The organism is Gallalistipes aquisgranensis, assembly GCF_014982715.1.
GTDB classification, from domain to species: Bacteria; Bacteroidota; Bacteroidia; order Bacteroidales; family Rikenellaceae; genus Gallalistipes; species Gallalistipes aquisgranensis.
The window spans coordinates 482,295-506,997 of record NZ_JADCJY010000001.1 but is presented as its reverse complement, the minus strand read 5'-3'; the positions used below and the strand labels follow the sequence as shown (position 1 = coordinate 506,997).

Here is a 24,703-nt window from a genome sequence, read left to right as displayed (position 1 = left end):
GCACCGTATTTCCATACATACATGACGACTGCCGCTGAGAAACACTTTCGTACCCTTTCGCCGGACGGGACGACTCTTTCCCGCCGGGGACGGCATACCCGGCGGCATCCGAATTTCCAATATCATTCAAATAACACACACCTATGAAGAAACTTTACATTTGCCTGCTGGCGGCATTCGCCGTATCCTACGGGGCCGCAGCGCAGGAACCGGGACAGCCGGACGACAACGCCCGCAAGGCGGACTCTCTGCAAACGGTAGTCAATTCGCTCAACGCCCGCGTACAGTCCGCCGAGCAGACCGAATTGGACCGGGCGATCTGGAAAAACCGCTCCAAGTATTTCAACATCGGCTACGTCAACCAGAAACTGACGGACAAGACCTACGGCGGTGAACTCAAAAGCGATTTCGGCGTGTCGCTGAGCTGGGGAAAGACTTATTACCTGCACAAAAAACCGCTGTTCGGCATGATGAAATTCGGCCTCGACTGGTCGTGGCTCGACATCAACTACGCCAAATCCTCGATCGACGATTTCGACATGGAAACGTACGAAACCATCACGGACGACATCCACCAGGCCGAGTTCGGCATGCAGTTCGGACCGTCGGTGACGGTGAACCCCGTACACCACCTGAAAGTGGGAGCCTACTTCCGCGTCACGCCCTCCTACTCGCTGCTGTATCTGGACGAAACCGTCCACCACCACTATGTGACCTTCTGCAATGCCGGTCTGACCGTGGCCTGGAAAGTAGTGTCGCTCGGAGCCGAATGGCGCTGGGGAACGGCTAAATACGACGGGATGACATTCGACGAATCCGAGTTTGACGAGGACGACATGAGCGATCCGTCGGTGGACGACGTTCTCAAAAACGTTCCCGACCGCAAATTCAAAACCAGTTCGTTCCGCATCTATTTCGGATTCCGGTTCTGAGAACGGGGCAGCGGCTCCGCCGCATCCGGCCGGACCCTCTCCCGATCATTTCGACGGGGGATTCGAACCGGAACGACATAACGCAAAAAGACGATCGAGACGGCCCAGCAACCGTCTCGATCGTCTTTTACGGCAGTCACCCGATCCGGACCAAACATACGGACGTATTTTTATCCGCGGGGGGAACGCCGGATTCCGGTTTTATTCCGTACTTTTGTCCGCGTATGAAAAAGAACAAATTAGTGATCGTCGGCTGCGGAAGGCTGGCCGGGATCGTAGCGAACGCGGCGGCCGGAGGGCTGCTGCCGGAGTATGAACTGACAGGCGTCTATTCGCGCACGGCGGCCAAAGCCGGACACATCGCGGACATCATGCACCGATGCGGCATGTCGTGCACCGTGTGCCCCACCCTGGACGAACTGCTGACCTTGAAGCCGGACTATCTGGTGGAATCGGCATCTCCCGCCGCCATGAAGGAGATCGCGCTGCCGGCGCTGAAAAACGGTACCTCCGTCATCACCCTCTCCATCGGGGCTTTCGCCGACACCGATTTCTATATGGAAGTTCAGGAGACAGCCCGGAAATACGGCACGCGCGTATATATCGCCTCGGGAGCCACCGGCGGATTCGACGTACTGAGAACCGCAGCCCTCATGGGCAACGCCTCGGCCGAATTCTTCAATGAGAAGGGGGTCGCCGCCCTGCGCCGTTCGCCCGTGTACGACCCTGCGCTCGAGACCGAATCGCGCACCGTATTCTCCGGCACTGCCAGGGAGGCGATCGCCACCTTCCCCACGGGGCTCAACGTGTCGGTCGCCGCCTCGCTGGCTTCGGTCGGCCCCGAAAAAATGCGGGTACGCATGCAGTCCACCCCCGGATTCATCGGGGACACGCAGCGCGTGGAAATCCGCAACGACCAGGTGCACGCCGTGGTGGACGTGTACAGCGCCACGCCCGAAATAGCAGGATGGTCCGTGGTGAGTACGCTACGGAATATCGTTTCGCCGATCGTATTCTGACAGGTTCGCCAGCACCTTTTCGCTGAGCCGGTCGAACGCCTGACGCGTGCGGCCGGTCGATACCTCCATACACCTCACATGAGGGTGATCCAGGAACTTTTCCGCCCCCAGCGCCCCCAAGGTGTCGCAGAAACAGAGGTTGTCGCCGCCTATCCATTCGGCGAAGGCGGATTCGTCCCACGCGGGAGAGAGACCGGTGTTGAACAGAATCTTACGGTCGCCCAGCCGTTCGAACTCGGCCCGGTGCAACAGTACCGTGTTCTTGTTCAGACAGCAGCAGACCACCTCGCTCCGGGAGAGGAGCTCGTCCAGAGGCAGGAACCGGTAGCCTTTGGCCCGGGCTTCCGCCTTCTCGCTGCGTGCGAAATAGGCGATCTCGGCACCGAAGAACCTCAGGGCGTCGGCGATCATGCCGCCCGACTTTCCCAGACCGACGATACCGGCCTTCAGCCCGGTAATCTCCCGGGGTATCCCGTCCCATGCAGGCTGGCCGAATCCGTGGAGGCACCGCACCAGTTCGCTCACCACGTACTCCACGACGCCTTCGTCGCCGTAATCGCGGATACCGGTCACCGCAATGCCCCGCTCGCCGGCATAAAGAATGTCCACGTTGGCGCTCTCGGGCGAGTAGAGCGAACAGCACATGCCGATATATTTCACATCCGGGCATTTTTCCAACGCTTCGCGGCCGAGCCGCGTCGTATAGCTCAGCAGCACGGCATCGGCATCGCCGATGCGCCGGGCCACCTCTTCGTCCCCGTCCGGTATGTCGGGATACAGGATCACCTCTTCGGCAAACGAACGGAGGGCCTTCTCTGCCGACGGCACCAGACTCACGGGCTCTATGGCAACGAGTTTCTTGAACATGGGAATCTGTCTGTTTTAAATGTTTTTCTCGGAACAAAGATAGGGAAAACTTCCCGTAAACCCTTCGCCTGCGGCCGGAATCCGCATGCGGCCCCAACCCGGGTCCGTCCGTTTTCCCCGTCCGCCCCGAACCGCACACAGGAAAAAGAGCCGTTGGAACAGTTATTGATAGTCGTATTCACGACAAAACGGCGTCCGGTTCCCCCGAGGAACGGAACGCCCTCTAACCGGCAGGCAACTGCCAAACAGCTGTTCCGAAATGTTGAAAGAAGGTTTCCTTTTCATGTTCGTCTCCTCCTTCATGGCGCTGTTCCCGGTGGCGAATCCCGTGGGATCGGGATTTCTCGTCAACGGGTTCCTATCGGGCCTCGACGACCGGCAGCGAAAGGTCGTCATCCGCAAAATCGTCGTCAACTACCTGCTGATCGGACTGGGCAGCCTGGCCATCGGGCATTTCGTACTCTCCCTGTTCGGGCTCTCCGTGCCCGTCATCGAACTGGGCGGGGGACTGCTGATCTGCAAGACGGCCCTGCAATGGCTCAATGATTCCGACTCCTCGATCAGTGCCGCACCCAACAAGGCCGTCGACCCCATCGCCATGTCGAAAATCAATTCGCAGGTATTCTATCCGCTCACCTTCCCGATCAGCATCGGTCCCGGCAGCGTGTCGGTCATCTTCACCCTGATGGCCTCGGCCAGCGTAAAGGGCGACATCGTAAGGAGCGCGCTGAACTACGCGCTGATCGCTCTGGTGATCCTGCTGATGTGTCTGATCCTGTACCTCTTTCTCTCCCAGGGACAGCGAATCGTCAGCAGGCTGGGCCGCTCGGGCAGCATGATCATCAACAAGATGATCGCATTCTTCACCTTCTGCGTCGGGATACAGATCGTCACCGAGGGCGTGGCGAAAATATTCCGCCTCAACGTACTGCAATAACCGGGTCGCAGACAGCAGCCCCAAAACCATACGGATATGGACTCACGGATACTCATAAACGATGTCGAGATTTTCAACGGTCAGGACGAGGCGACCGCACGAGGCAACATTCTGATCGAAAACGACCGGATCAGACAGATATCGGCCGGTCCGATCCCCGTCGATCCGGCAGCCGGAACCCAGGTGCTGGACGGCAGAGGACGATTCCTGATGCCGGGACTGATCGACGCACACTGGCACGCCTATCTGTGCTGCAACACGATGACGGACCTGCTCTCTTCCGATCCGTCGTTCACCCATCTGGTTGCGGGACGCGAGGCCGAAGCGACGCTGCAAAGGGGATTCACCGCCATCCGCGATGCGGGCGGCCCCGCCTTCGGGCTGAAACGGGCCATCGACACGGGACTGCTGCCGGGCCCCCGAATATTCCCCAGCGGAGCCATGATCTCCCAGACCTCCGGACACGGCGACTTCCGGATGATATACGAACGCTCGCACACGGGCTGCGGCTGCGAGGCGGCCCACGTCCAGGAGATAGGTGCCTCCTGGATCGTCGACGGACCCGACGCCGTCACCACAGCCGCACGCGAGAACCTGAGGCAGGGAGCTTCCCAGATAAAACTCATGACGGGCGGCGGAGCCGCCTCCCTTTACGACCCACTGGACGTGACCGAGTTCTTCGCATCCGAAATCGAGGCCGCCGTGCAGGCTGCCGAGGACTGGGGGACCTACGTCATGGTGCACGTCTACCACTCCAGGGGAATAGCCCGGGCGCTGAAAGCCGGGGTCAGAAGCATCGAGCACGGGCATCTGATGGACGAGCCCACGATGGAGATGGTAGCCGAAAGCGGCGCATGGCTCTGCATGCAGCCTTTCACCGCCGAGGACAACACCTATCCTTCGCCCGTGCAACAGGCCAAACACCTTCAAATATGCGAAGGCACCGACCGGACATACGAACTGGCCAGAAAATACAAGGTCAGACTGGCCTGGGGAACCGACCTGCTGTTCGACCCCGCTCATACGAAAAACCAGAACCACGGGATCGTGAAACTGCAGAAATGGTTCTCAAATTTCGAAATCCTGAAGATGGTCACCTCCGGCAACGCCCGGCTGCTGGCGATGTCCGGAGCCCGCAACCCCTATCCGGGCAAACTCGGCGTCATCGAAGAGGGAGCCCTGGCCGACCTGCTGCTCGTGGAAGGAAACGTGCTCCGGAACCTCGGCCTGTTGGAAGACCCGGCCGGCAATATCAAAGTCATCGTCAAGAACGGCACAATCTACAAAAACACGCTCTGATTTTCCCGGCCGGCCAGCGGCTTCACCGCAGACATCAGCAAAATGTGCGGCCACGACAAACAGTGATCCGGATCTGTCGAACTGGCAAGTTCATTCTTTCCTGCCCCGTATCCCATTCCGGGAAGCCCGGACAATCACTACAATTCCCTCCCTTCCTAAAAATATTTACGGTATGACATAACGATACCCCCGCTCCAGATCGTGACTGGAGCGGGGGTACCCATAATCAGCCGGACGGGACCCGGCTTCGGACGCACGAGGTAGCGTCAGAACACCACCTCGATGTCGGCTCCGAGCGGCCCGCCGGTAGTGGATGCCGTCGCCGACCGGAACGAAGGCGCGTAGCGGAAGGTGAACATCTCCCCGTTAATGACACCGATGACACCGTCTTCGTCGGAGTCGAACGGTTCGGTACAGTCGGATTCGCTAGGATTGGCAAAAAAATACTGTATGTAAGCCAATGGCAGTGCGGGCGCATAATCGAAGGTCAGCACTTCGGAAATATTGTTTTCATACACGAACTGGTCCGCACGCAGCCCCACACCGGTCGCATTCGACAAATCGGTCCTTTTGGAGCCCGGATACTGCGTATAGAGAGCTTCCACTTCCGGAGAAAAATAGAAATTGTTGTTACGGATGGAGATCTTCAGATTATCTTTCATCGTTTCCCGTCCGCTGAAAGCCGACAGATCGAATACCCACTGCTGAGGATTCTCGGGATTGTTCTTGAGGGGTTTCCATCCCCAGTTGGCGAAAATATTGTTTTCGAAAACCATTTCATACGGACAGTCGAGATTCTGCACGTTCGCCACATTCCAACAGGTATTGTGCGACAGTTCGTAATACTTCGTCATGCTGTTGTCCTGACGCAGTATCTGTCCCGTAACATTGTATATATAGTTGTTCCGCAGCACAATACTATCCTGATCGTGTCCGCGTGTATCGACCACGCGGCCGTTGGAAGCGCTCGTCGGCCGGGAGATGTTCCGGATGACGGAATTCGAGATGAAAATATTGTTGTTCGAATTGTCGCAGCGGAAAAAGGTCGAGGTCGCCGTCTCCAGAATACAATGGTCGATCTCCACGCGGGTAGGCGTACCGGTCAGGCGGATGGCCCGGTCATGCAGGTTACCCGTAGCGGCATCCCGAAGCAGAAAATAGACGTTCTCGAACCGGGCGGAATCGCATTCCAATTCGAAAAGATAATTCGGCATCGCCCCCTGTTCATCGCTGATCGGCTGGATGACAGGCATCTGCCCTTCACCCTCTTCCGCCTTGACGACGATATTGGACTGGTAGGGATGCTTTCCCTCCACATAGTAGACACCGTTGCGGCGCAGAATATAGGTACCGGCCCCATAGGTTTCGACGGCCTTCGCCAAAGCATTCACCGAGGTGATTCCATCGTCGGGCTCGACGACAATCTCCACTCCGGACCCCTTTGGGGGAATTTCGAGGTCGCCGATACTCATAATATCCTCCTGTTCGCAACCGGTCAGCGAAAGGGCCAGCAGGGCTCCCAGACTAAAAAATAATATATTCCGTGCTTTCATGATTTATCTGTTTTTAGTGATCGGAACGGTTTATTTGAAAAGATCATACCTCAGCCCGAGATAGAACGTGGAACCATAGTATTCCACACGGGTCGGGAAGTTGGTGATGTCCCGGCGCTTGCGATCGGACGAGTTGGTGAAGTTGGACATCATGAAATAGACCGAAAGATTCTTGGTCGCGTTGTAGCGCAACTGGGCGTCCCATTTGGTGAATACGCGAGTCGATTCCACGTCGGCCCGGTCCTGACGGTGCTGTTCCGAGATCAGCACACCGTCCTGGTAGTTACAGGAGATACGGCCCGAAAAACGCTTGTAGTCGTAACCCAGCGAGATGTTGAACAGCAGCGAAGGCTGATTCAGCAGACGGTCGACATACACGACATCCTTGTTGACCGAAACGAACGGCTTCTCCGTCGTGCTTCCGGTCACATAATTCGGGTTTTTCTCCCTCGATTTCAAAGTTTCGAAATAGTACATTTTCGAATCCATCAAAGTCATGTTGGCGCTGAATACCAATCCTTTCAGGAAATTGTTCATCCGGCGGAACTGCAACTGCACGTCGAATTCGAGTCCCTTCAGATCGGCCGTGTAAGGGCTGTTCAGCGGATAGGTGATGTTGAAGCCCGCTTCGTTGGCAGTCAGTCCGAAATTCGACGGATCGGTACCGGTATCGGTCAGCAAATAGGCGGAACGGGTATAGATGAAATTCTTGATCTTCTTGTAGAAACCGCTGACGGTAAACAATCCGTAATCGGGCGAGAAATACGAGAGAATGACGTCGTAGTTGGTGGAAAGCACCGGTTTGAGGTTGGTGCGGTTCCACGAAACCTCATTGACCGTGGGCCGGATAATGGTTCTCGGGGCAATCAGGTCGTAATCGGGACGGGACAGTGTCTTCGTGTAGGCCAGGCGGATATCCAGACCGTCGAGGGGTTTGATCCGCAGGTGTATCTGGGGCAGCCAGTATCCGAAACGCTCCGAATCGACCGTCTGATCGATGTCCAGATCGTAGTATTTAGATTCGCCGTCCGGAATGTTGTTCCCGCTGTATGCCTTGTAACGCAGATAAGAGTAGTCGTAACGCACGCCGGGAATAAAGGTGATGTATTTGCCCAGATTCAGTTCGGCCATCAGATAAGCGGCCCACAGCTCTTCACGACCGGAATAGTCCCTACGCACTTTCGAAGTGGGAGTGTATTCCAGCACGTCCTTGTTCGTATTGTAAAAATTCTGCATGGCTCCGTCGCTCAGTGCGAAATCGTAACGCAGGTTGGGGTATTTCCCGTTCAGGAACTCCCTGGACTTGAAGTCGTCATCCAGGAAACTGCGGATACCGATCAGGTCCCGGAACGAGGAACGCGCCAGATCCGGCATGTTCTCGAATACGGGTTCGAAACCCGAGGCCAGGTCCATACGACCGTAGGAACGGGCCGTCTCCAGCTTCCTTTCCTTTTCGCGGAATTTGCCTCCCAACTTGATATAACCGCTCACCTTATCACCGAAAGAGAACGGGGTTTTCCAGTCGAGCCAGGCGGTGTATTCCGTCTCTTTGGTGGACTCTTTCTCCATGGAAGTCTCATACAGATAGAACTTGTCGATGTCACTCTCGTCCACGAACCGTTCGTCCATGATCAGATAGGGAGCCAGATAGGAAAGTGCGCTCAGGTTTACGAGGAACGGAGCGTCCACTCGGAACTCCATCGTATGCTGGTAAGGAGTCCTGTTCATGACCTGGCTGCGTCCCGCACCGACGTTCAGCGTGGAGTTTCCTATGTTGAAATCGCCCTGAAGGATATTGGTCAGGTTCGAGGTATTCGATTCGACGTCGTCCTGCGAAAACCGCAGACGGCTGCCGCTCAGATCGTAATATTTTTCCCGGATATCACGGTCGCGGTTCATGCGGCTGAACAGGTTGGTCATTTTGATCTTCGAACCGTTGCGCATCTTCCAGTCGAGGTTCAGATTCACGTTGTAACGCTGACGGTCTTCGAGATTCGACTGGAGAATGGTACTCGTAAGCCACGGCTGCGTATAGTTCTTGCCGGGAGTGATTTCGTTTCCGCTGACATCGTAGTTCGCCCGGAAGGTGTCGTTGCTCCGGTCGGTCTTGTCCGCACTGGCGGCCATGATAACGCCCAGCTTGTCTTTGAAGAAACGGTCGCTGAACGAGAGGCTCCCCTTATAGCGGCCCCATCCGTTCTTCTGCGAATGGTAACCGGTTTCGAACATGCCGCTCAGTTTCATACCGCTCGGGGCGTCCTTCATGATCAGGTTCACGGTTCCTCCCATACCGTCGGCATCCTTGTCCGCCGTGTTGGCCTTCAGCACTTCGGCTCCGGCGATCATATCCGGGGAAATCATGTTCAGGTCGGTACTCCGGTCGGTGGTACTGGTCGCCGGAGCGCTCATGCCGTTGATAGCTACGGCGTTGTATTTGGGGTCCAGACCTCGGATGACGATTTTCTGGCCCTCGCCGCCGTCGCGCTGGATCATCAGACCCGGCAGACGGCCGATGGCATCGGCCACATTGACGTCGGGCAACTCGCGCAGCTTCTCCTCCGACACGACGTTCAGAATACCCGGAGCATTCACCTGGCGCCGGATCGCCGCCATCTGTCCCTTGGCCTGCGTACTCACCACGAGGCCCTCCAGCTGAACGGCATCGGGCACCAACTCGATATTCAACGTCTGCACTTCGTTAGCCTTGAACTCGATTTCGCGGGTCTGGGTCTGATAACCGATAAAGGAGAACTCGATGGTCTGTTTCCCTACCGGCACGAGCAGTTTATACTGCCCGTTGGCATCGGCCACGGTGCCTTTCGTGGTACCTTTGACCAGGACACTCGCACCGACCAGATAGTTCTTGGTATCCTTACCGGTAACGATACCCGTAATCGTCGCATTCTGAGCCGCAAGATTCCCTGCGAACAGAACAGTTGACAACAAGGTTAATAGTTTTGTTCTCATAACAGTTTGATTTGGTTAGTAATGGTTTCAGGTTTTCGTATTACGGTCCGGGGACTCTTCCGGAAACGGCCGTTCCCCTATCCTGTTCCGGCCGCAATGTCATTCGTTTGTCAAAAAGTATTTATATTATAAAAAAAATAAAAAAATATCCGGCCTGTCATATTATTTCCCGATTTTCGTCGTATAACCCACTTTTCCCTTATCGTCGACAAAGTAAAAGTCGAGCGTATCCTTCGAGACGGAATAGACCGTGAATCCCGGAGCATTCTCACAGGCCAGCGTCCCGTCCGTCGGCTCCACGGGACGACTCGTATGGGCCGAAGGATTCACCACGTAATTCGCTTTACAACCCTCAGGACGGATGAACTGAAAACTGTGGATATGACCGCAGATATAGAGATCCGCCCCGTGTTTCTCGACGAGGGTCCCCACCCTTTTCTCCATATCGAGCCGTTCATTGACGTTCTTCGCCGTGAACGCATAGACCGGATGATGTCCGATCACGATCTTCCATCCGGCCCGGGATGTCGTGAGCACGGAGTCGAGCCAATTCAACTGGCCCTCCAGGCTCTGCTCGAGAATTCCTTTGCGCCGCGGGTCCTTCCGGTAACTGTCCATAAGGGGTGTCGTATCGAGAAAAACGAACAGGCAAGGCGGATTGCCGTAACCGAGGCTCCGCTCGAACGCGAAATAGCGCGACGGGGCATTCCATCGGGGACTCCTGTGCGAATACTCCGCCAGGGCAGGGACGCTTCCCTTGTATTCGTGGTTGCCCGCCACCGTATACCATGGCAGAGTGTGCAGCGCCGACGCCGAAAACAGGTTCTCGAAACGTGTCGTCCACTCGGGATCATCCACACTCTGTACTCCGTTGCCGTGAATCGCATCGCCCGCAACGGCAATGAAATCCATGCGGTTACCCGCAACCATACGGGCCACATTTTCCGCGACGGCCGCAGCAGCGACCTGCTTATCCGGAGTGGTTCCCATATCGCTCAGTACGATAAAATTCAAATTCCCGGGAGGAAGCGACGGCAACTGTGCCTGTGCATAATTCCCGAGCCACAACACAGCCATGGCCGTCAAAACGGACACTCCGATCCTTTTCTTCCGCAACGACATGCTTTTCATCTTAAAACACTTCATTCAGGTTAGTAAACAAATTAGCGCATCCAATTATGATATATTCCGACTCACCGTTCCGACGGACTATTCCGGAGAGATTTCATACAGACACATCGAATGTCGGGGCAATGCTTCCTCTATTTCGGCCCGGCCGTCCCGCACCCGGACCGTGAACGGCTCCGGCACGAGATCGCCTTCCCGACGCAGTGCGGCCACGACCTCCCGATCCGCAACCGGCCGGCCCATCCTCTCCCAGGCCCGGAATGTGTTGTGATGCGTACGGTCCATACGATAGGCCTTCACGAGATAATTACCGTCCGCCAGACCGGACAGATCGATCGCAAACAGGTCCGTTCGCCGCAGATCGTCGTCCGTCTCCTGAAAATTGTAGGCCAGCAACTGCACTTCCTTCCCGCTCCGGGCGGCGAGCACCCCGTAACGGCCGCCCGGCTTCGGTCCACCGACTTTCAACCGGTCCGGTCCGAGCCGGGCAAGCATCTCATAGGCGGTGAGGATCGGTTTGGGCACGTTTCCCGTAGTCATCAAGTCGCGCGATCCCATAAACAGAGGACCGGTCGCAGCATTGTACCACGCCCCCCAGTAGAGCATCAGTTCCGTCCGGAAACCGAACCGATCCTCAATGCGGTAGAGACAATCGACCAGCTTGACCATGAACAGGGCCGAAACCTCGCTATTCCGGTATTCGAGTTGAGGAAAACGGTCCACGAATTTGCTGTCGCCGTGGGAACAGAGCCCCCATTCGTTCAGGTGTATCTCGACCCCACCGATACCGGGATAACGCTTGGTCAGCCGCTGGAGCCACAGCATGTCGGCCGTGAATTTGGAAACTACGGGAACGATCTCCGGCGCGGGATCGAGCCACGAACCCGACAGTCCGTAAATATGGAAGGAGAGAAAATCGACCGGAGAGCCGGTCTCTCCCGTCACGTAATTGGTTCCATAGACGACATGGTCGAGAAACGCCTTCATGAAATAGAGGTTATAACAAGCGGGGCCTCCCACCCGGAATCCGGGATCGCAGGACTTGACCGTATGGGCGAAAACGTCGTAGAGCCGGAAAAAATCGGGCACCTCCTCGTACGACCAACCGTCCGGTTCGTTCCACACCTCGAAATACCATGTACGCATCTCCTCCGCCCCGAACTCTTCCATCAGGTTTTTCATGAAGGCATCGAGCAACTCCTGCCACTGACCCCAGTCAGCGGGAGCTCCTGTCCTCGCCTCGAGCGACTCGTCGTTCCGGGAGGCCTGTGTCGAAGCCGAATAACCGTCCGGATAGTAGTCGAACTCGACGATCGGTTTCATACCGCGTTTCACATACTCCCGGAACGTCCGGTTGACGAGCGAAAAGTCATAGGATATCTTACCATCGGTTCCCCGGCGTATCACACGGCCGCATACATTTCCTCCGGCCCGCTTCTCGACCACGGTATGGTCGCTGAACGTATAGTGGGTACGGAAATAACGCACGGAATTGTTTTTCCGTGCCCGGTCCAGAAACTCGGCTCCCTCCGGTTCGTTGACGATCTTGAACAGGAAATCGTAGCCGATGGCTTTCCAGAATCCGTGGTTGTCGCCCGCCACCTCTCCGCAATCCACCGAAAAAGCTGCGGTCGGCCGTTCGGTAACGGCCGGCTCTCCCCACACGGCCAGCGGAAACGCCAGTGAAAGGACCGACCATATTTTACACAACGCATTCATAAATTTCGTTTTATCTGTTTTCCGGAACAAGAATAATACTCACCGTCGCCGGCACGTGTCTCACCAGGTCTCCAGCGGTCCCGCCGAGGGTTCGAAAACAGTCCAGGCCTTTTCCGGCACAAGGTAGACGGTATAGGAGGCTTTTTGTGAAGGAGTCAGCGTGGCGGTGAATCCCACCATGACGGTTCCCGGCTCAGGTTCGTCATAGAAATGGGGAGGCGGAGTGGTCGGCCACACGGCCATGGACACACCTTCCCCCTCGACGACTACCCGGAGTCTCTCGCCTCCCTGGACCAAAAGCGCCGAATTCGGACCCGTGAGCGTCACCTCGGAAGGCGTGAGTATGGCCCAGCGCAACGGGGTCGTCCGATCCGAATTGACCACCTCGTCCCGGACCACTACATAGGCATCGTCCGCGATGGCCACACCCCGAAGATGGGAGCGGACCGCCGCACTGTCGATCCGGGAAAGATCGGTCACGGCATGGATGAAACCGGCCTTTTCGCCATGCCGGTCGATCCGTGCGACGGGCCGGACCCGTTGCAGCGAATCGGAAAACATCATGATATTGTGCGACCGGGGACTCCACCGGAAAGGTTCCCAGCGGGAAGAGTACTGACTGCGGTCGCCCAGCGCGATTCCATGTTCCAGCACCGTATGGTATCCCTGGGCCCCCATGTCGACCACCCAGTCGGTCCGGCCCACAGACATAACGAAACTGCCGATGTCCATGTGGGCGTGATTGATCTCGCACAGACCGCCCTTGAGCCCGAGAAATATCTCATTGTCGCCGCCCCAGCGATTGCGCAACAGCGCCACGGGGACACGCCCCTGTCCAACGAACACGGTCTCCGACGGAGCCTCTCCCCGGGTCAGGTCGTCCGGAGCCCAAAGCATCAGCGAAGGCAGGTAACGCACGCCCAGCATGTGATCCTGCTCTCCCTGCCCGTTCATGTAGTCGATCTTGTCCATCTCACGCCACAGCATCGTCTTGTCTCCCGTGCGGCGGGCGAACCAGAAGACGGGCAGGGAGAACTCCACCCCTTTCAGATTACAGTCGGCGTACCGGAAACAGTCGAGATTCTGCGTCGTCATATGCAGCATATAGTAGGGTGAGCGCATGAAACCCTCGTTCCCGGTCATGCCGAACGACGAGCCCACAGCCTTTTCGAGCGCGTCGATCAGCATGACCGCGAATCCCGTACCGTAATTCCAATAGGTGTATCCTTCCGGATAGTTTCCGTCCGGCAGATACTCCCTCAGCGCCACGTCCCTCACCAGTTTCACGGCCCGGCAGACGACCCTCTCCGACAGTCCGGGATTGTCCTCCCACGTGGCAAGGGCCCCGAAGGCCATTCCCGTATTGCAGACGGCATTCCAGTTGTTTTTCTTTTTGAGCCACGAACAGTTCCGTTTATCCGTCGCCGTCTCTGGAAACGACTCTGCGATTCCCTTTTCGAGTATGGCCGCACGAATCGTCCTGCGCGAAGAGTCGGACAGCCGGTCGTAGAGCCAATCGTACCCGATGGCCAGCGCCATCGTCATTTCGGCGGCATCCAGAAAATGCGAAGGATGCCAGTCCTCGAACCGGGCGGCAGCCAGCATGATCCGTTCGGCCCGGCGGGCATACCGCTCCTCTCCCGTCATGCGCCACGCATAGGAGAGGAAATAGACCTGCCGGAAAATCTTGCGGGACTGGCCCAACAGCACGTCGCCCTCGATCCGGCGCACCGGATCGGGCTGGTCGAGCCACTCCTCGCACGAAGCGAGAATATGATCGTGCACCTGGCCCAGGAACGGATTGGCGGCGATCTTCTCCCGGATCGTCCGCTCCTCCCCGGCCAGCATCAGCAGACGGGGATGCCCTTCCAGGACCTCTATGGACGATTCTTTCCTCGTACAGGCCGAAAGCACTGCCCAGACCCAACATAGACAAAAGAGGTATTTCATAGCTTGCTGTTTTCGTTTCTCCCACCAAAATAAAAGACCGGATTTCGTATTCCGGCATCCGTCGCAGAGCCCCTGCGGCGGAACCGGTCCCTGCTACCTGGATTTTTTACGGGAAACCTTCTTATCCTTCAGTTCCCCCGAGTCCGAAATCGTCAGTTTGTATTTCAGATCGCTTCCGATCATGCTGATCTCGTAAAGGCTGTCGGCACCGGCCCGTCTGCGGGTGATTTTCGACTCGTCCACGGGAACCTTTCCGATCACCTCCACGATCGTCTTTTTGATCGGAGCCGGCAAGCTTACGTAGGGCATCGCTTCGGCCTTCGTGCTGGAGACCACCGTCCCGTCCTTGTCGAATACCAGCGTAGTGATATCCTGCCGTGTACGGTCGTAATAGTAGGTCGACTGAACTGTGTACATCCGGGCGGGATCGTCCGAATATTCCATCTTGTCGAGCAGACCGCCCTGCAGGGCCTCTTCGATCCGGTACTGCACCTGCAACGGCACCTCCCGTCCGATGAAGTGCTCCATCAACGAACGGCTCCCTTCCACCGGTTTTCTGCGTCCGCCGAAGGCCATATACTCCTCGATCCGGGACGTCAGCCGGCGTGCCACCATCAACCGGCGTCCGGGTCCTCCGATCCGGACACTGTCCGGCAGAGTCAGCGAAGGCTCAATCCGGTACACGCCCTCTTCACGGGGCATCGTGAACGACAGTTCCCGTGCGACGGCTCCCGATGCGGGCACGGTGAGGCGCTGTCGCTGCACGGAAAGGGTCTCGCCCGCTTCGTTCGCCAGCCCCACCGTCAATTCCACCTCCACCGGTTCGTTCCGGTCGTTCCACACCCACACTTTTTTCGCATACCGTCTGCCGGGTGCATAGAGCGTCTTGTCCTTGTACCACTCGCGCGCCTGGAGCATCTCCACCGAAGTTCCTACCGGCTCGTTCAGTTTTTTGAGCACAAGCAGATTGGGTTGCGGAGAGAGCGAATCGGCGATATTTCCCTTGTAAAAATTATGGCCGTTCACGGCACCGCTCAGCAGAGCGAAGGGAGCCCATGCCTGAATCCGGCGCGAACGGTAGAACGTTCCCAGATCGGCATGCAGGTCGGCGAGCAGCCGGGCCACGTCCTCCCGGGTGTAGTTGAACAGGCCCCATCCGCTGGCGGTACGGCTCGTCTTGAAATTCTCCCTCGGTTCCAGCAATCCGTACTCATTCGTCCACAGGCGGCAGGATTCGAGCACCGTGGAGGGTTTCGTCCCGGAAATCGCGTGTTCGGGGGACTTCACGATGTTCTCCGTATACTCGTAGATGTGCCGTGCCTCGAAATCGTCCTCACCCCACAGACGGGTGGGATCATACCTGCGGAGGGCTGCCTTCAGCTCTTCCAGTTTCACGTTTCCCTCGTTCTCCTGGTCCCAGGTCACGATGGAGGGATGGTTGACGTTCTGCTCCACCCAGCGGGTGAACTCCGTCACGGCATCCTCCCGGTCCTTGCCGACCGGCTCGTCGTCGTGCATGTAGCGCCACTCGTCCTGCAGCATGATGCCCTCCTGATCGGCGATATCGTACCACTTGCCGTATGCGTGCCCCAGATGGATGCGCAGATAGTTGAAATTATACTCCTGCACGGCCGCCCGGAGAAAGGCCCGTATCCACGCCTCGTCGAACACCGCATCCGCCCACCGGCTGAGCGCCCGTACGAACGCGACGTTCTCGGCCCGGAACAGGATTTTCTTTCCGTTTAACAGCACATCGCGGCCGGCCACCTCGATACTGCGGTAACCGAAATCGTCGCTTTTGCGCGAAAGCAGCCGCCCGTCGGAAGCGGTCACCGCGACGGTCATCCGATAGAGTTTCGGCGTTCCCTCCTTACCGGGACTCCACGGCCGCAACATCCCGCTCGGCACCTTCAGCACCGCCTGTCCGTCCCCGACCGCAGGCACCTCCAGCAACGTCTCGGCCCGGCTCACCTCCCGGTCGCCGTCCATGACCGCCGCCAGCACCTTCACCGTCTGCGACCCGCGCTCCCGGTTGTCCACCGTCACGACACACTCCGTCGAAGAGGATTTCAGGTCGGGCAATATCTTCATGTGTTTCACGGAGACGTTCTGTCCCAGTTCGAGCGTCACGTCGTCCCAGATACCGGGAGCCCGGGAATTCCGCCACCACTCGGCCGAATTCTCCTTCGAAGGAGAGGTGGCCGTATTCCAGCTGCCGACCCGCACGACCAGCCGGTTCTTTCCGTTCCGGACGAGTGCGTCCGACACGTCGAACGTTCCGTGCGAATAGGTCGTATGGAGGTCTTCACCGATCTCCTTACCGTTCAGAAACACCTTCGCATTGTATTTGGCCCGCAGTTTCAGCACCGCCCGAGGATAATTCTCAGCCCCCCGCACCTCGAATTCACGCAGGTACCACACATAGTCGTATCCGACCGTATCCGTCCCGTTGGCGTCGAGGTCTTCACCCAGCGACGGAACGGCCTGCGTAATGACACCCGGCACGGGAACCTCCGAACCGAACACGGCCGGTTCTCCGTCCGAAATGGCGACATTCCATCGTCCGTCGAGCGAAATGCAGCGGTCGGGGCGGGTATTGTAGACGACCGGACGGCCGTTCATCGTCACGCCGCTCAGTTCCACCTCCTCCGCATGATTGATCCGGAGAGGTTCGGGCGTCCGGCCCAGCATCACGTCGCGGACCGTCACCTCACGGACAGGCAGGGCGGCGAATCCCCCGATCTCGATGCCGCACTGCCCGGCCACTCCGCAAGTCATCTCCTCGAACAGGAACCCCCGGAAACGGGTGGGATAGTTCTCCCGGCTCTCGGACTTGTAGTCGGATTCGAACCGGATCAGGGCCTCTCCGAGCGTATCGGCCCTGATCCCTTTCACCCGTACGTTTTCGACATAGCCGCCCCGGTCGAGGTTCGACTTGAAATAAATCCCGTTGCGGCTCAGCGGAATGTCGCAATCCATTACGCACACATTCCGCACACCGCCCGAAATTTCGCTGCCGATGCAGACCCCGTTGGTCCTGGAACGGAACGTACAGTTGCGGACCAGAACATTCTCGGTAGGCTGCCCGATCCGCCAGGCATCGTTGTCGCGTCCCGATTTGATGGCGATGCCGTCATCGCCCGTCGTGAAGTTGCAATCCTCGATCAGCACGTTCACGGAGGACTCCGGATCGCATCCGTCGCTGTTCTGGTTGAGGCTGTACACCGTCACCCCGCGCACCGTCACGTTCTCGCAACTGACAGGATGGATCACCCAGAACGGCGCATCGACCAGCGTAATGCCTTCGATCAGCACATCGCTGCATCCCACGGGTTCCAACAGGGCGGGACGCAGACGGTGTCCTTCGCCGAACAGTCGTTCGGAGAGGGGACGGACCTCCGTCCCCATCCGGCGCAGTGCACGCTGGTCGGACTTCTGGCCCGGTTTCCACGTGGCGAAATTCTTCGTACCCTGTCCGTTGACGACACCTTTGCCCGTCACACCGATATTGTTCACGTGATACGCGTAAATCAGGGGAGAATAGTTGAACACCTCCGTCCCCTCCCAGCGGGTGGGTACGGCAGGCAGATAATCCTTCTCGTCACTGCTGAAACGCAGTTCGGCCCCTTCGGCCAGATGCAGTTCGACATGGCTCTTGAGCACGACCGGACCCTTGACGAAATAGAGTCCCTCGGGGACGAGCACGCGCCCGCCCCCACTCTGCGTGCAGGCGTCGATGGCGGCCCGGATCGCCGTAACATCCGATGTAGGGGCCGATATCCTCACACACCAGGCAGAGGATATTGGGACGGTCCGTCGCATGAGGGGTACGTTCCCCGGCGAAACCCGAAGCCGCGGCCGCCGTCAGGACGGACGAAAGAATCAGCCGGTCGGTCCTCATCGCGTCACAGATTTTTGGGTTTATCGACCGCTTTGGTGATCGACACCCTCTTCTTCCAGGCATCGAACATCTCCCCCATCCGCTTCACCCGGTCGGGCTGTTCCGCCGCCAGGTCGCGCGTTTCGGTGGGATCGGCCTCCATGTCGTAAAGCGACCAGGGATTGTCCAGCCCGTGCTTCACGATCTTCCATCTGCCCTCGCGCACGGCCTGTCCGTACTGCCACTCCCAGAAGATCGGCTTCCGGCGCCCGGTCTCTTCGCCCCGGATCACCGGCAGAAACGATTCGCCCTCGCAGGGAAGCACCCGGTGTCCTCCGTACTCTTCGGGATAGGGCACTCCGGCGATCTCCACGAACGTGGGCATGATGTCGATGAAGTGTCCCACATGGCCCGTTACGGTGCCGGGCTTTGCCAACCCCCTGGGCCACGTGACGATCATCGGTGCGGCGATTCCTCCCTCGTAACTGTAATTCTTGTAGAACCGGAACGGCGTATTGGCCACGTTGGCCCAATTTCCGCCCAGCGAGGTCCAGTTGGTCATCGTACCGATCTCCCCGTAACTCCCCTTCAGATCGACCACCTCGGCCGAAGCTCCGTTGTCGGAGACGAATATGATGATCGTATTGTCGTATTTACCCTGCTCCTTCAGTTTGTCGATCACCTTTCCGATCCCCTGGTCCATCCGGTCGATCATCGCCGCATAGACCTCCATTTTCCGCTCCTCCTCCGCTCTCCGTTCGGGCGACAGGGAGGCCCACGGCTCGAAAATGGGTTCGCTGAGACGGAACCGACCGTCGATCAGCCCCATGTCGAGCTGCCTGCGGTAGCGTTCCCGCCGGATCGCTTCGTACCCGTCCCGGTAACGCCCCTTGTATTTGGCAATGTCCTCCGGCCAGGCCATCAACGGGTCGTGCGGCGCATTGTAGGCCAGATAGAGGAAGAAGGGGCGGTCGGCATCCTTGTACTCATCCAACCAGCGCAGGGCGTATTTGGTGAAATAATCGGTCGTGTAGAAATCCTTCTCCTTCGGGGTAAAGGGGGCATAGGTCTGTTTTTCCACACACCAGAAACGGTTTTTCACCTTCTGGGCAGGCACTCCCTCCCCATCGCGCTGGCAACCGGGATTGAAATAGTTGCAGGCTCCGTCCCGCAGGCCGTAATAATGGTCGAATCCCCGCGTACGCGGATTCTCCGCCCCGTGGTGCTTGCCCGACCACAGGGTGATGTATCCGGCACTCTTCATGTACTCGCCCAGCGTGACACAGTTCTGCAACGGAGCCCGGGCATTCTTGAAATAGCCGTTCTGCTGGGCATACAGCCCGGTCAGCAGGCAAGACCGCGAAGGAAAACTCTTCGACGTATTGTGGAAGGCGGTGAAGCGGATTCCTTCAGCGGCCAGCCGGTCGAGGTTGGGCGTCTGCACCTCGCTGCCATAGCAGCCGATGTCGGACCATCCCAGATCATCCGCACAGATCAGCAGCACATTGGGGCGGGCATCCCGCGGAGCCTCTTTCCGAGGCTTCTGGGCCTGGGCTCCGGCACAGCAGCAGGCTGTCGTGGCGAGAGCCGTCAACGAAAAAATTCTGGATGTATTCATATTCGGATTCTATTTTACGACAACGGATTCATTCTCTTCGGGAAACAGCCTCATTTTCCCGTTCAGCCTCGGATAACGCTCCCATATCTCGGGATCGTCGCCTACCGCACGGGGATCGCCCGTTTCGGTCAGACGCGCGTCCAACCGCCCCCTCAGATTCTCCAGCACGTCGGCATAGGTCATGTCTCCGGCCACATTGTGCATGCAATCCGGGTCATTTTTCAAGTCGAACAGTTCGTACTCGGGCCGCTTGGCCACCGCCGCATCGAAATAGGGTCTTACGGACGGGTCATCCCTCCGGTCGATCAGATAGTCCTTCGAAGGTGCCGCGTCTATATCGTAATAAGCTCGGTGCATCGGCATCAGCGTCGTTCCGTTCTTATCGTAGGCGCGGGGATCTCCGGCAGGCCAGCGTTCACTGTGGAAATTCCGTACCAGCAGGTAGTTGCCTACACGCACGCTCCGCATAGGGTACCCCAGATTGTCGCGGCGGGAGCAGGAATGACGCTCCCGTCCGGCATAGACGGCATCGGTCCCGTACCGTTCCCGCCGCCCCGCAAGCAACGGCATCAGGCTCTCCCCGCTCAGCGGATAATCACCCTCGTATTCAATCCCCACAGCATCGAGCAGTGTGGGAGCGACGCTCACCATGCTCACCAGGGCATCGACCACCTGCCCGGGCCTGATCCGGTCGCCCCAACGGACAGCCAGCGGCACGTGCAGTCCGGCATCGTAGCAGTTGGCCTTCGCGTGCGGAAACGACATGCCGTTGTCAGCCGTCACGATCACGATCGTACGATCCAGCTCCCCGATCCGCTCCAACTCGTCCAGACAGGCAGCCAGATGCCGGTCGAACCACTCAATCTCTACGGCATAATCCGAAATATCGCCCCGAACGGTGTCCGACCCGGGCAGGAATCCCGGCACCTCGGCCCGGTCGAGTTCACGCTTCTCTTTCACCCACGATCCGTTCTCGAAGGGCCGGTGCGGTTCGTGCGTGCCCAGCCAGAAACAGAAAGGCTCACCCTTGTCCCGCCCGGAAAGGAATTTCTTGAAATTGGCCGCATAGTCGATCTTCGAGATGCCGGAGTACGGGGGATCGAGACGGCACTCGTTGTATTCCGGCCCGGCCGGATTGTAAGGACGTCCGGACACCTGCCAGTCGCCGGGTCCCCAGCCTTTGCCCGTATAGCCGATCCTGTATCCGGCTTCCCGGAGCATATCCGGGAAACAGGTATATTCATCCGGGAAGGAACTGGCATGCGTGCCGGCCTCCTCGATCTGCCACGGGTACAGCCCGGTCAGGATGCTCGCCCGCGAGGGACTGCTCCCGGGAGAGGTGACGTAGGCGTTGGTGAAAAGCACTCCCTGCCGTGCCACCCGGTCGAATCCGGGTGTGGAAACCGTCCGGCACCCGTAGGCCCCGGCATAGGGATAGGATTGGTCGTCGGCAATGACGAACAACACGTTGGGCTTCGTCTCCGTCTTCTCTCCTCCGCAGGCGTATAAGCCTGCCAAAGGCAGCAATGCGGTATAAACAAAACGGTTTTTCATGGCTGATTGCGATTTATGGTAACGAACGGACCGGAATGGCCGTCCCTCCTGAAAGTTTACTCCAATTTACGGGGTACGGCCAGCGGACGGTCGAACCGGAAGCGGTACTTCCCGCCGTCCCGCGTAAGGCTCGGATTGATCTTCACCAGGTAGTCGAGCACCTTTTCCCGCTGCTGCGGTCCGAATTTCCCGAAACCGGGATGCAGCAGAGCGACGGCCCCTTCCAGCGAAGAGGTGTAGGCCGAGTAACGGTAGGTCGTATTGCCGTACTGGATCGTATCGGCTGCCGTCCCCTTCGGACGGCGGATATAGACTATGTCTATTTCGCGGGGAATCGCCTCCAGCATACGGACCTCTCCTTCCACATCAGTCAGTTCGCCGCGTTCCAACATTGTCTCGGCATAATATTTCTTGAGCTCTTCGGCATAGGCGGGATGGAAATTCCTGCTGTCCACCACCCGTGCCAGCATCCTCACGTCGTTGTACGTCCGGGCGATGAAATTGTAATCGTCTTCGGTCAGCTCCCCCTTCACGCCGGCCACGTAATCGGACAGACGTTTCACCAGACTGCGGAACTCCACGCAAGAAGAGTCGATCTGCGGATTGCGTTCCATCACGAATCCGCGCATCCGGTCGGCATACTGCCGGGGCGTATCCGCGTCGATCTGTTCGGACGAGTCGATGGGTTTCATCTCCTCGACATATTTCACGACCTCGCGGAAAGCGGTGTCCTTCGCCACCCGCTCCCGACCTTCGTCGCTCAGTTCCGGCTCGTAAATCCCCGTACCGACGGCCCTTTCCACCGCTTCGGTTCGGATCGTCACCTCGGCCGGTTCCACACCCGGCGAGGAGACCCGGACGGTGATCGTCCCCGGCCGGCCGGTCGAGCGCACCACATTGGGAACGGGCGTCACCACATACCCCGTTCCTTCGGTCGCAAGCGTCTTGTCCATATCCGACGTATAGAGCCCGGGGCCGACCAGCGTCCCCTCGCCCGAAACCTCCCAAGTGAGGGGTGCCGTCACACCCAGCACATGATTGCCCCGATCGTCCACTATGTCCGCCATGATGATATCCACTCCGCTGCGGTCGGCGGGAATGACTCCCCGTTCCGCCTTCAACACGATACGGGCCGGTTCGCCCGCCATTTCGATCCGCGACTCGACCCGTTCCCCGTCCCGCACGGCGACCGCTTTCAACTCACCAGGAACAATTTCCACGTCGGAAAATTCCACGGTGAAAAAATTCTCCTTCGAAGGATATTTCACACCGAGACTGCGTCCGTCAACCAGCAGCTCCACACTTTCGCCGTTGCTGTCCACCTGAATGGTCCTGCGCTGCCCGACATATTTACGCTGCCAGTGATGGGGCTGCACGAACACCATCAGTTCCGGCAGGTAGTTGGCCTGCCAGAGATAATACATGTATTTGGGCACACGGTACAGATCAACCCATCCCTTATAATTGATATTCTTCAGCGGAGAATCGGTATAGAGCCGGTCACAGCCGTGGTCCTCGTAGAGCCATCCGAGCACGTTGCCGTCGATCCGTCCCCGGATACTTCCGTCCTGCACCCGCGCCATCTTATGCTGCCACTCCTCGGTACCGGCGAGCTGACCGCTCTTGAGCACGCGCGCGTTGTTCCGGGGCTCGAGATTCTTCACATCCTTGTCATACCAGCCCCGGATCGTCACCCGCAGCAGGTTCTCCATGTCGAGGTTCGAAGCGTGGTGCGTGACATAGTCGCCGTACATTTCGGTCTTGCGCTCGTGAATAATACGCGTAGTATCCTCTTCGTATGTCCACTTCGAATCGGCCGCCTGCGTCGTCTCGTTACCCACGCTCCAGAAAAAGATCGATGGATGGTTCCGGTCCCGGCGGACCATTTCGCGCATATTGTCCTCCTGGGTTCCGCGGTCGTAGCGGATCGCCTTCAGATTGGGCACCTCCTCCACCGTGATGATACCGTGCCGGTCGTTGAAATCGTACACCATGGGATCGTGGGGATAGTGGGCCGTACGCATGAAATTGGTGTTCATTCCGTAACGGATGTCCGTCATGTCGCGTTCGGTAAGCCATTTGGGCATGGCATCCCCCAGCCAGGGATACTCCTGATGACGGTTCGTGCCGTGAATGTGTATCTTCTCTCCGTTCACCACCAGCGTATTGTCGGTATAATCCCAATGGAACCAGCGGAATCCCAACGGACTGCGATAGGTATCCGTCAACCGGTCGCCATCGTACACTTCCGACCATACCGTATATAAATACGGCGACTGCGGACTCCACAGACGGGGCCGGACCAGCGGACCGCCATGCTGCACAAACTCGGCGATACGGCCGGGCTCCACCCGCCGCGAAGAACGGAGCGTCAGGACGACCCGCCCGGCGGAATCGGTCACGACACTTCTGACCGTCACCTCTCTCGGAACGGACATACCGTTCCGGACGTAGGTTTTTACACACACGTCAGCCTCCTTTTCGCACACCTGCGGAGTAGTGACGAAAGTTCCGCCCTCGTGCAGGTAAGAACCCTGGAAAGGAATATGCACCGGGTCCTTGACCACGATGCGCACGTCCCGGTAGATTCCCCCGTACACGTTGAAATTCCCCGCCGTTGCCGGAGCGATGGTCCCGAACCGGTCGTCCCTGCGGTTGGATACCTCCACGCAGAGAAGATTCTCCTCTCCGAAACGGACGTGGGGCGTCAGGTCGAAACAGAACCCGCCGTATCCCCCTTTGTGGTCGCCGAGCAGGGCCCCGTTGAGGAACACTTTGGCATACTTCTGCACGCCGTCGAACTCGACGAAAATACGCTTTCCCTCCAGTTCTCGGCCGAAAACGATACGCTTGCGATACCAGCCCCAGCCGTTCCACCAGTAAGGGTCTTCCCGTTCGGAAGCCGACATGATGTAGGGATGCAGGTCGCCGGTCGTCTCGTAGGTCATCCATGTATGGGGAACCGCAACGGCCTGCCATTTCCGGTCGTCGAACGCGGACCCTGCCACCGAGAGGTCCTCCTCTCCCGACGGCAGGTAATTGAATGTCCAGTCACGGTTCACGGTCTGCACGATACGGACCGTCCGGGGAACGTACTCCCCCGCCGCGAGAAAAGTCGGGAAAACGAGCAGGAAGATAAGGTACAATCTCTTCATTCGGAAACGGTATTTCAGGTCGGTAGGTTTCAAATACAAATTTATTCAGGACTTTCCTATTCCGAAAGCCGTAAATCGTGAATTGTGGTGGAAAAATCCGCTCCCGGCGAAATGATCCGACAGCG

The 24,703-nt window shown here is 58.1% G+C and carries 14 protein-coding genes; 4 read left to right on the top strand and 10 right to left on the bottom strand.

The genetic code is table 11. The features are described 5' to 3' along the window. The first annotated feature begins 143 nt into the window (after positions 1-143). Together INF32_RS01740 and INF32_RS01735 are read left to right on the top strand one after the other, a co-directional pair. Entirely contained in the window at positions 144-932 is a 789-nt protein-coding gene (locus tag INF32_RS01740; RefSeq protein ID WP_226386694.1) for a hypothetical protein, read from the top strand. Positions 933-1,156: 224 nt separating this feature from the next. After that, the gene (locus INF32_RS01735; protein ID WP_226386693.1) at positions 1,157-1,951 is read left to right on the top strand and encodes an aspartate dehydrogenase domain-containing protein; all 795 of its coding nucleotides are present in this window, start codon (positions 1,157-1,159) and stop codon (positions 1,949-1,951) included. On the opposite strand, the gene INF32_RS01730 is transcribed toward INF32_RS01735, so the two are convergent. Then, positions 1,919-2,818, bottom strand: a complete 900-nt coding sequence (locus tag INF32_RS01730) for an NAD(P)-dependent oxidoreductase (RefSeq protein WP_226386692.1) — start codon at positions 2,816-2,818, stop codon at positions 1,919-1,921. The two genes, INF32_RS01735 and INF32_RS01730, sit on opposite strands and share 33 nt — an antisense overlap. Positions 2,819-3,077: 259 nt before the next feature. Between INF32_RS01730 and INF32_RS01725 the strand changes: the two genes are divergently transcribed. Together INF32_RS01725 and INF32_RS01720 are read left to right on the top strand one after the other, a co-directional pair. Then, complete coding sequence (locus INF32_RS01725; protein ID WP_226386691.1) at positions 3,078-3,755, top strand: MarC family protein; 678 nt, start codon at positions 3,078-3,080, stop codon at positions 3,753-3,755. 36 nt (positions 3,756-3,791) lie between these two features. Next, the gene (locus tag INF32_RS01720; RefSeq protein WP_226386690.1) at positions 3,792-5,054 is read left to right on the top strand and encodes a metal-dependent hydrolase family protein; all 1,263 of its coding nucleotides are present in this window, start codon (positions 3,792-3,794) and stop codon (positions 5,052-5,054) included. Between the two features lie 266 nt (positions 5,055-5,320). On the opposite strand, the gene INF32_RS01715 is transcribed toward INF32_RS01720, so the two are convergent. From INF32_RS01715 to INF32_RS01675, 9 genes are all read right to left on the bottom strand, one after another. Then, positions 5,321-6,607 carry a DUF4957 domain-containing protein gene (locus INF32_RS01715; RefSeq protein ID WP_226386689.1) on the bottom strand — a complete coding sequence of 429 codons (1,287 nt, stop codon included), beginning with the start codon at positions 6,605-6,607 and terminating at the stop codon, positions 5,321-5,323. 30 nt (positions 6,608-6,637) lie between these two features. After that, the gene (locus INF32_RS01710) at positions 6,638-9,574 is read right to left on the bottom strand and encodes a TonB-dependent receptor (protein WP_226386688.1); all 2,937 of its coding nucleotides are present in this window, start codon (positions 9,572-9,574) and stop codon (positions 6,638-6,640) included. Between the two features lie 162 nt (positions 9,575-9,736). Then, entirely contained in the window at positions 9,737-10,669 is a 933-nt protein-coding gene (locus INF32_RS01705; protein ID WP_226386687.1) for a metallophosphoesterase, read from the bottom strand. 114 nt (positions 10,670-10,783) lie between these two features. After that, positions 10,784-12,421, bottom strand: a complete 1,638-nt coding sequence (locus INF32_RS01700; protein ID WP_226386686.1) for a GH39 family glycosyl hydrolase — start codon at positions 12,419-12,421, stop codon at positions 10,784-10,786. A 60-nt stretch (positions 12,422-12,481) separates the two neighbouring features. Further along, positions 12,482-14,371 (bottom strand): heparinase II/III domain-containing protein, encoded by a 1,890-nt coding sequence (locus tag INF32_RS01695; protein WP_226386685.1) that lies wholly within the window; start codon positions 14,369-14,371, stop codon positions 12,482-12,484. A gap of 93 nt (positions 14,372-14,464) precedes the next feature. Then, positions 14,465-18,157 (bottom strand): glycosyl hydrolase family 28 protein, encoded by a 3,693-nt coding sequence (locus INF32_RS01690; RefSeq protein WP_317172654.1) that lies wholly within the window; start codon positions 18,155-18,157, stop codon positions 14,465-14,467. A gap of 119 nt (positions 18,158-18,276) precedes the next feature. Continuing rightward, positions 18,277-19,869, bottom strand: a complete 1,593-nt coding sequence (locus tag INF32_RS01685; RefSeq protein WP_226386684.1) for an arylsulfatase — start codon at positions 19,867-19,869, stop codon at positions 18,277-18,279. Positions 19,870-19,878: 9 nt separating this feature from the next. Next, the gene (locus INF32_RS01680) at positions 19,879-21,423 is read right to left on the bottom strand and encodes a sulfatase family protein (protein WP_226386683.1); all 1,545 of its coding nucleotides are present in this window, start codon (positions 21,421-21,423) and stop codon (positions 19,879-19,881) included. Between the two features lie 56 nt (positions 21,424-21,479). Beyond that, positions 21,480-24,578, bottom strand: a complete 3,099-nt coding sequence (locus INF32_RS01675) for a glycoside hydrolase family 2 protein (protein WP_226386682.1) — start codon at positions 24,576-24,578, stop codon at positions 21,480-21,482. Positions 24,579-24,703 lie beyond the last annotated feature (125 nt).

What these genes read in the sequence shown, in the direction of transcription:
- INF32_RS01680 (WP_226386683.1), bottom strand. Translation starts at nt 21,423, where the DNA reads ATGAAAAACCGTTTTGTTTATACCGCATTGCTGCCTTTGGCAGGCTTA.
- INF32_RS01725 (WP_226386691.1), top strand. Translation starts at nt 3,078, where the DNA reads ATGTTGAAAGAAGGTTTCCTTTTCATGTTCGTCTCCTCCTTCATGGCG.
- INF32_RS01730 (WP_226386692.1), bottom strand. Translation starts at nt 2,818, where the DNA reads ATGTTCAAGAAACTCGTTGCCATAGAGCCCGTGAGTCTGGTGCCGTCG.
- INF32_RS01715 (WP_226386689.1), bottom strand. Translation starts at nt 6,607, where the DNA reads ATGAAAGCACGGAATATATTATTTTTTAGTCTGGGAGCCCTGCTGGCC.
- INF32_RS01695 (WP_226386685.1), bottom strand. Translation starts at nt 14,371, where the DNA reads ATGAAATACCTCTTTTGTCTATGTTGGGTCTGGGCAGTGCTTTCGGCC.
- INF32_RS01720 (WP_226386690.1), top strand. Translation starts at nt 3,792, where the DNA reads ATGGACTCACGGATACTCATAAACGATGTCGAGATTTTCAACGGTCAG.
- INF32_RS01685 (WP_226386684.1), bottom strand. Translation starts at nt 19,869, where the DNA reads ATGAATACATCCAGAATTTTTTCGTTGACGGCTCTCGCCACGACAGCC.
- INF32_RS01735 (WP_226386693.1), top strand. Translation starts at nt 1,157, where the DNA reads ATGAAAAAGAACAAATTAGTGATCGTCGGCTGCGGAAGGCTGGCCGGG.
- INF32_RS01675 (WP_226386682.1), bottom strand. Translation starts at nt 24,578, where the DNA reads ATGAAGAGATTGTACCTTATCTTCCTGCTCGTTTTCCCGACTTTTCTC.
- INF32_RS01700 (WP_226386686.1), bottom strand. Translation starts at nt 12,421, where the DNA reads ATGAATGCGTTGTGTAAAATATGGTCGGTCCTTTCACTGGCGTTTCCG.
- INF32_RS01740 (WP_226386694.1), top strand. Translation starts at nt 144, where the DNA reads ATGAAGAAACTTTACATTTGCCTGCTGGCGGCATTCGCCGTATCCTAC.
- INF32_RS01710 (WP_226386688.1), bottom strand. Translation starts at nt 9,574, where the DNA reads ATGAGAACAAAACTATTAACCTTGTTGTCAACTGTTCTGTTCGCAGGG.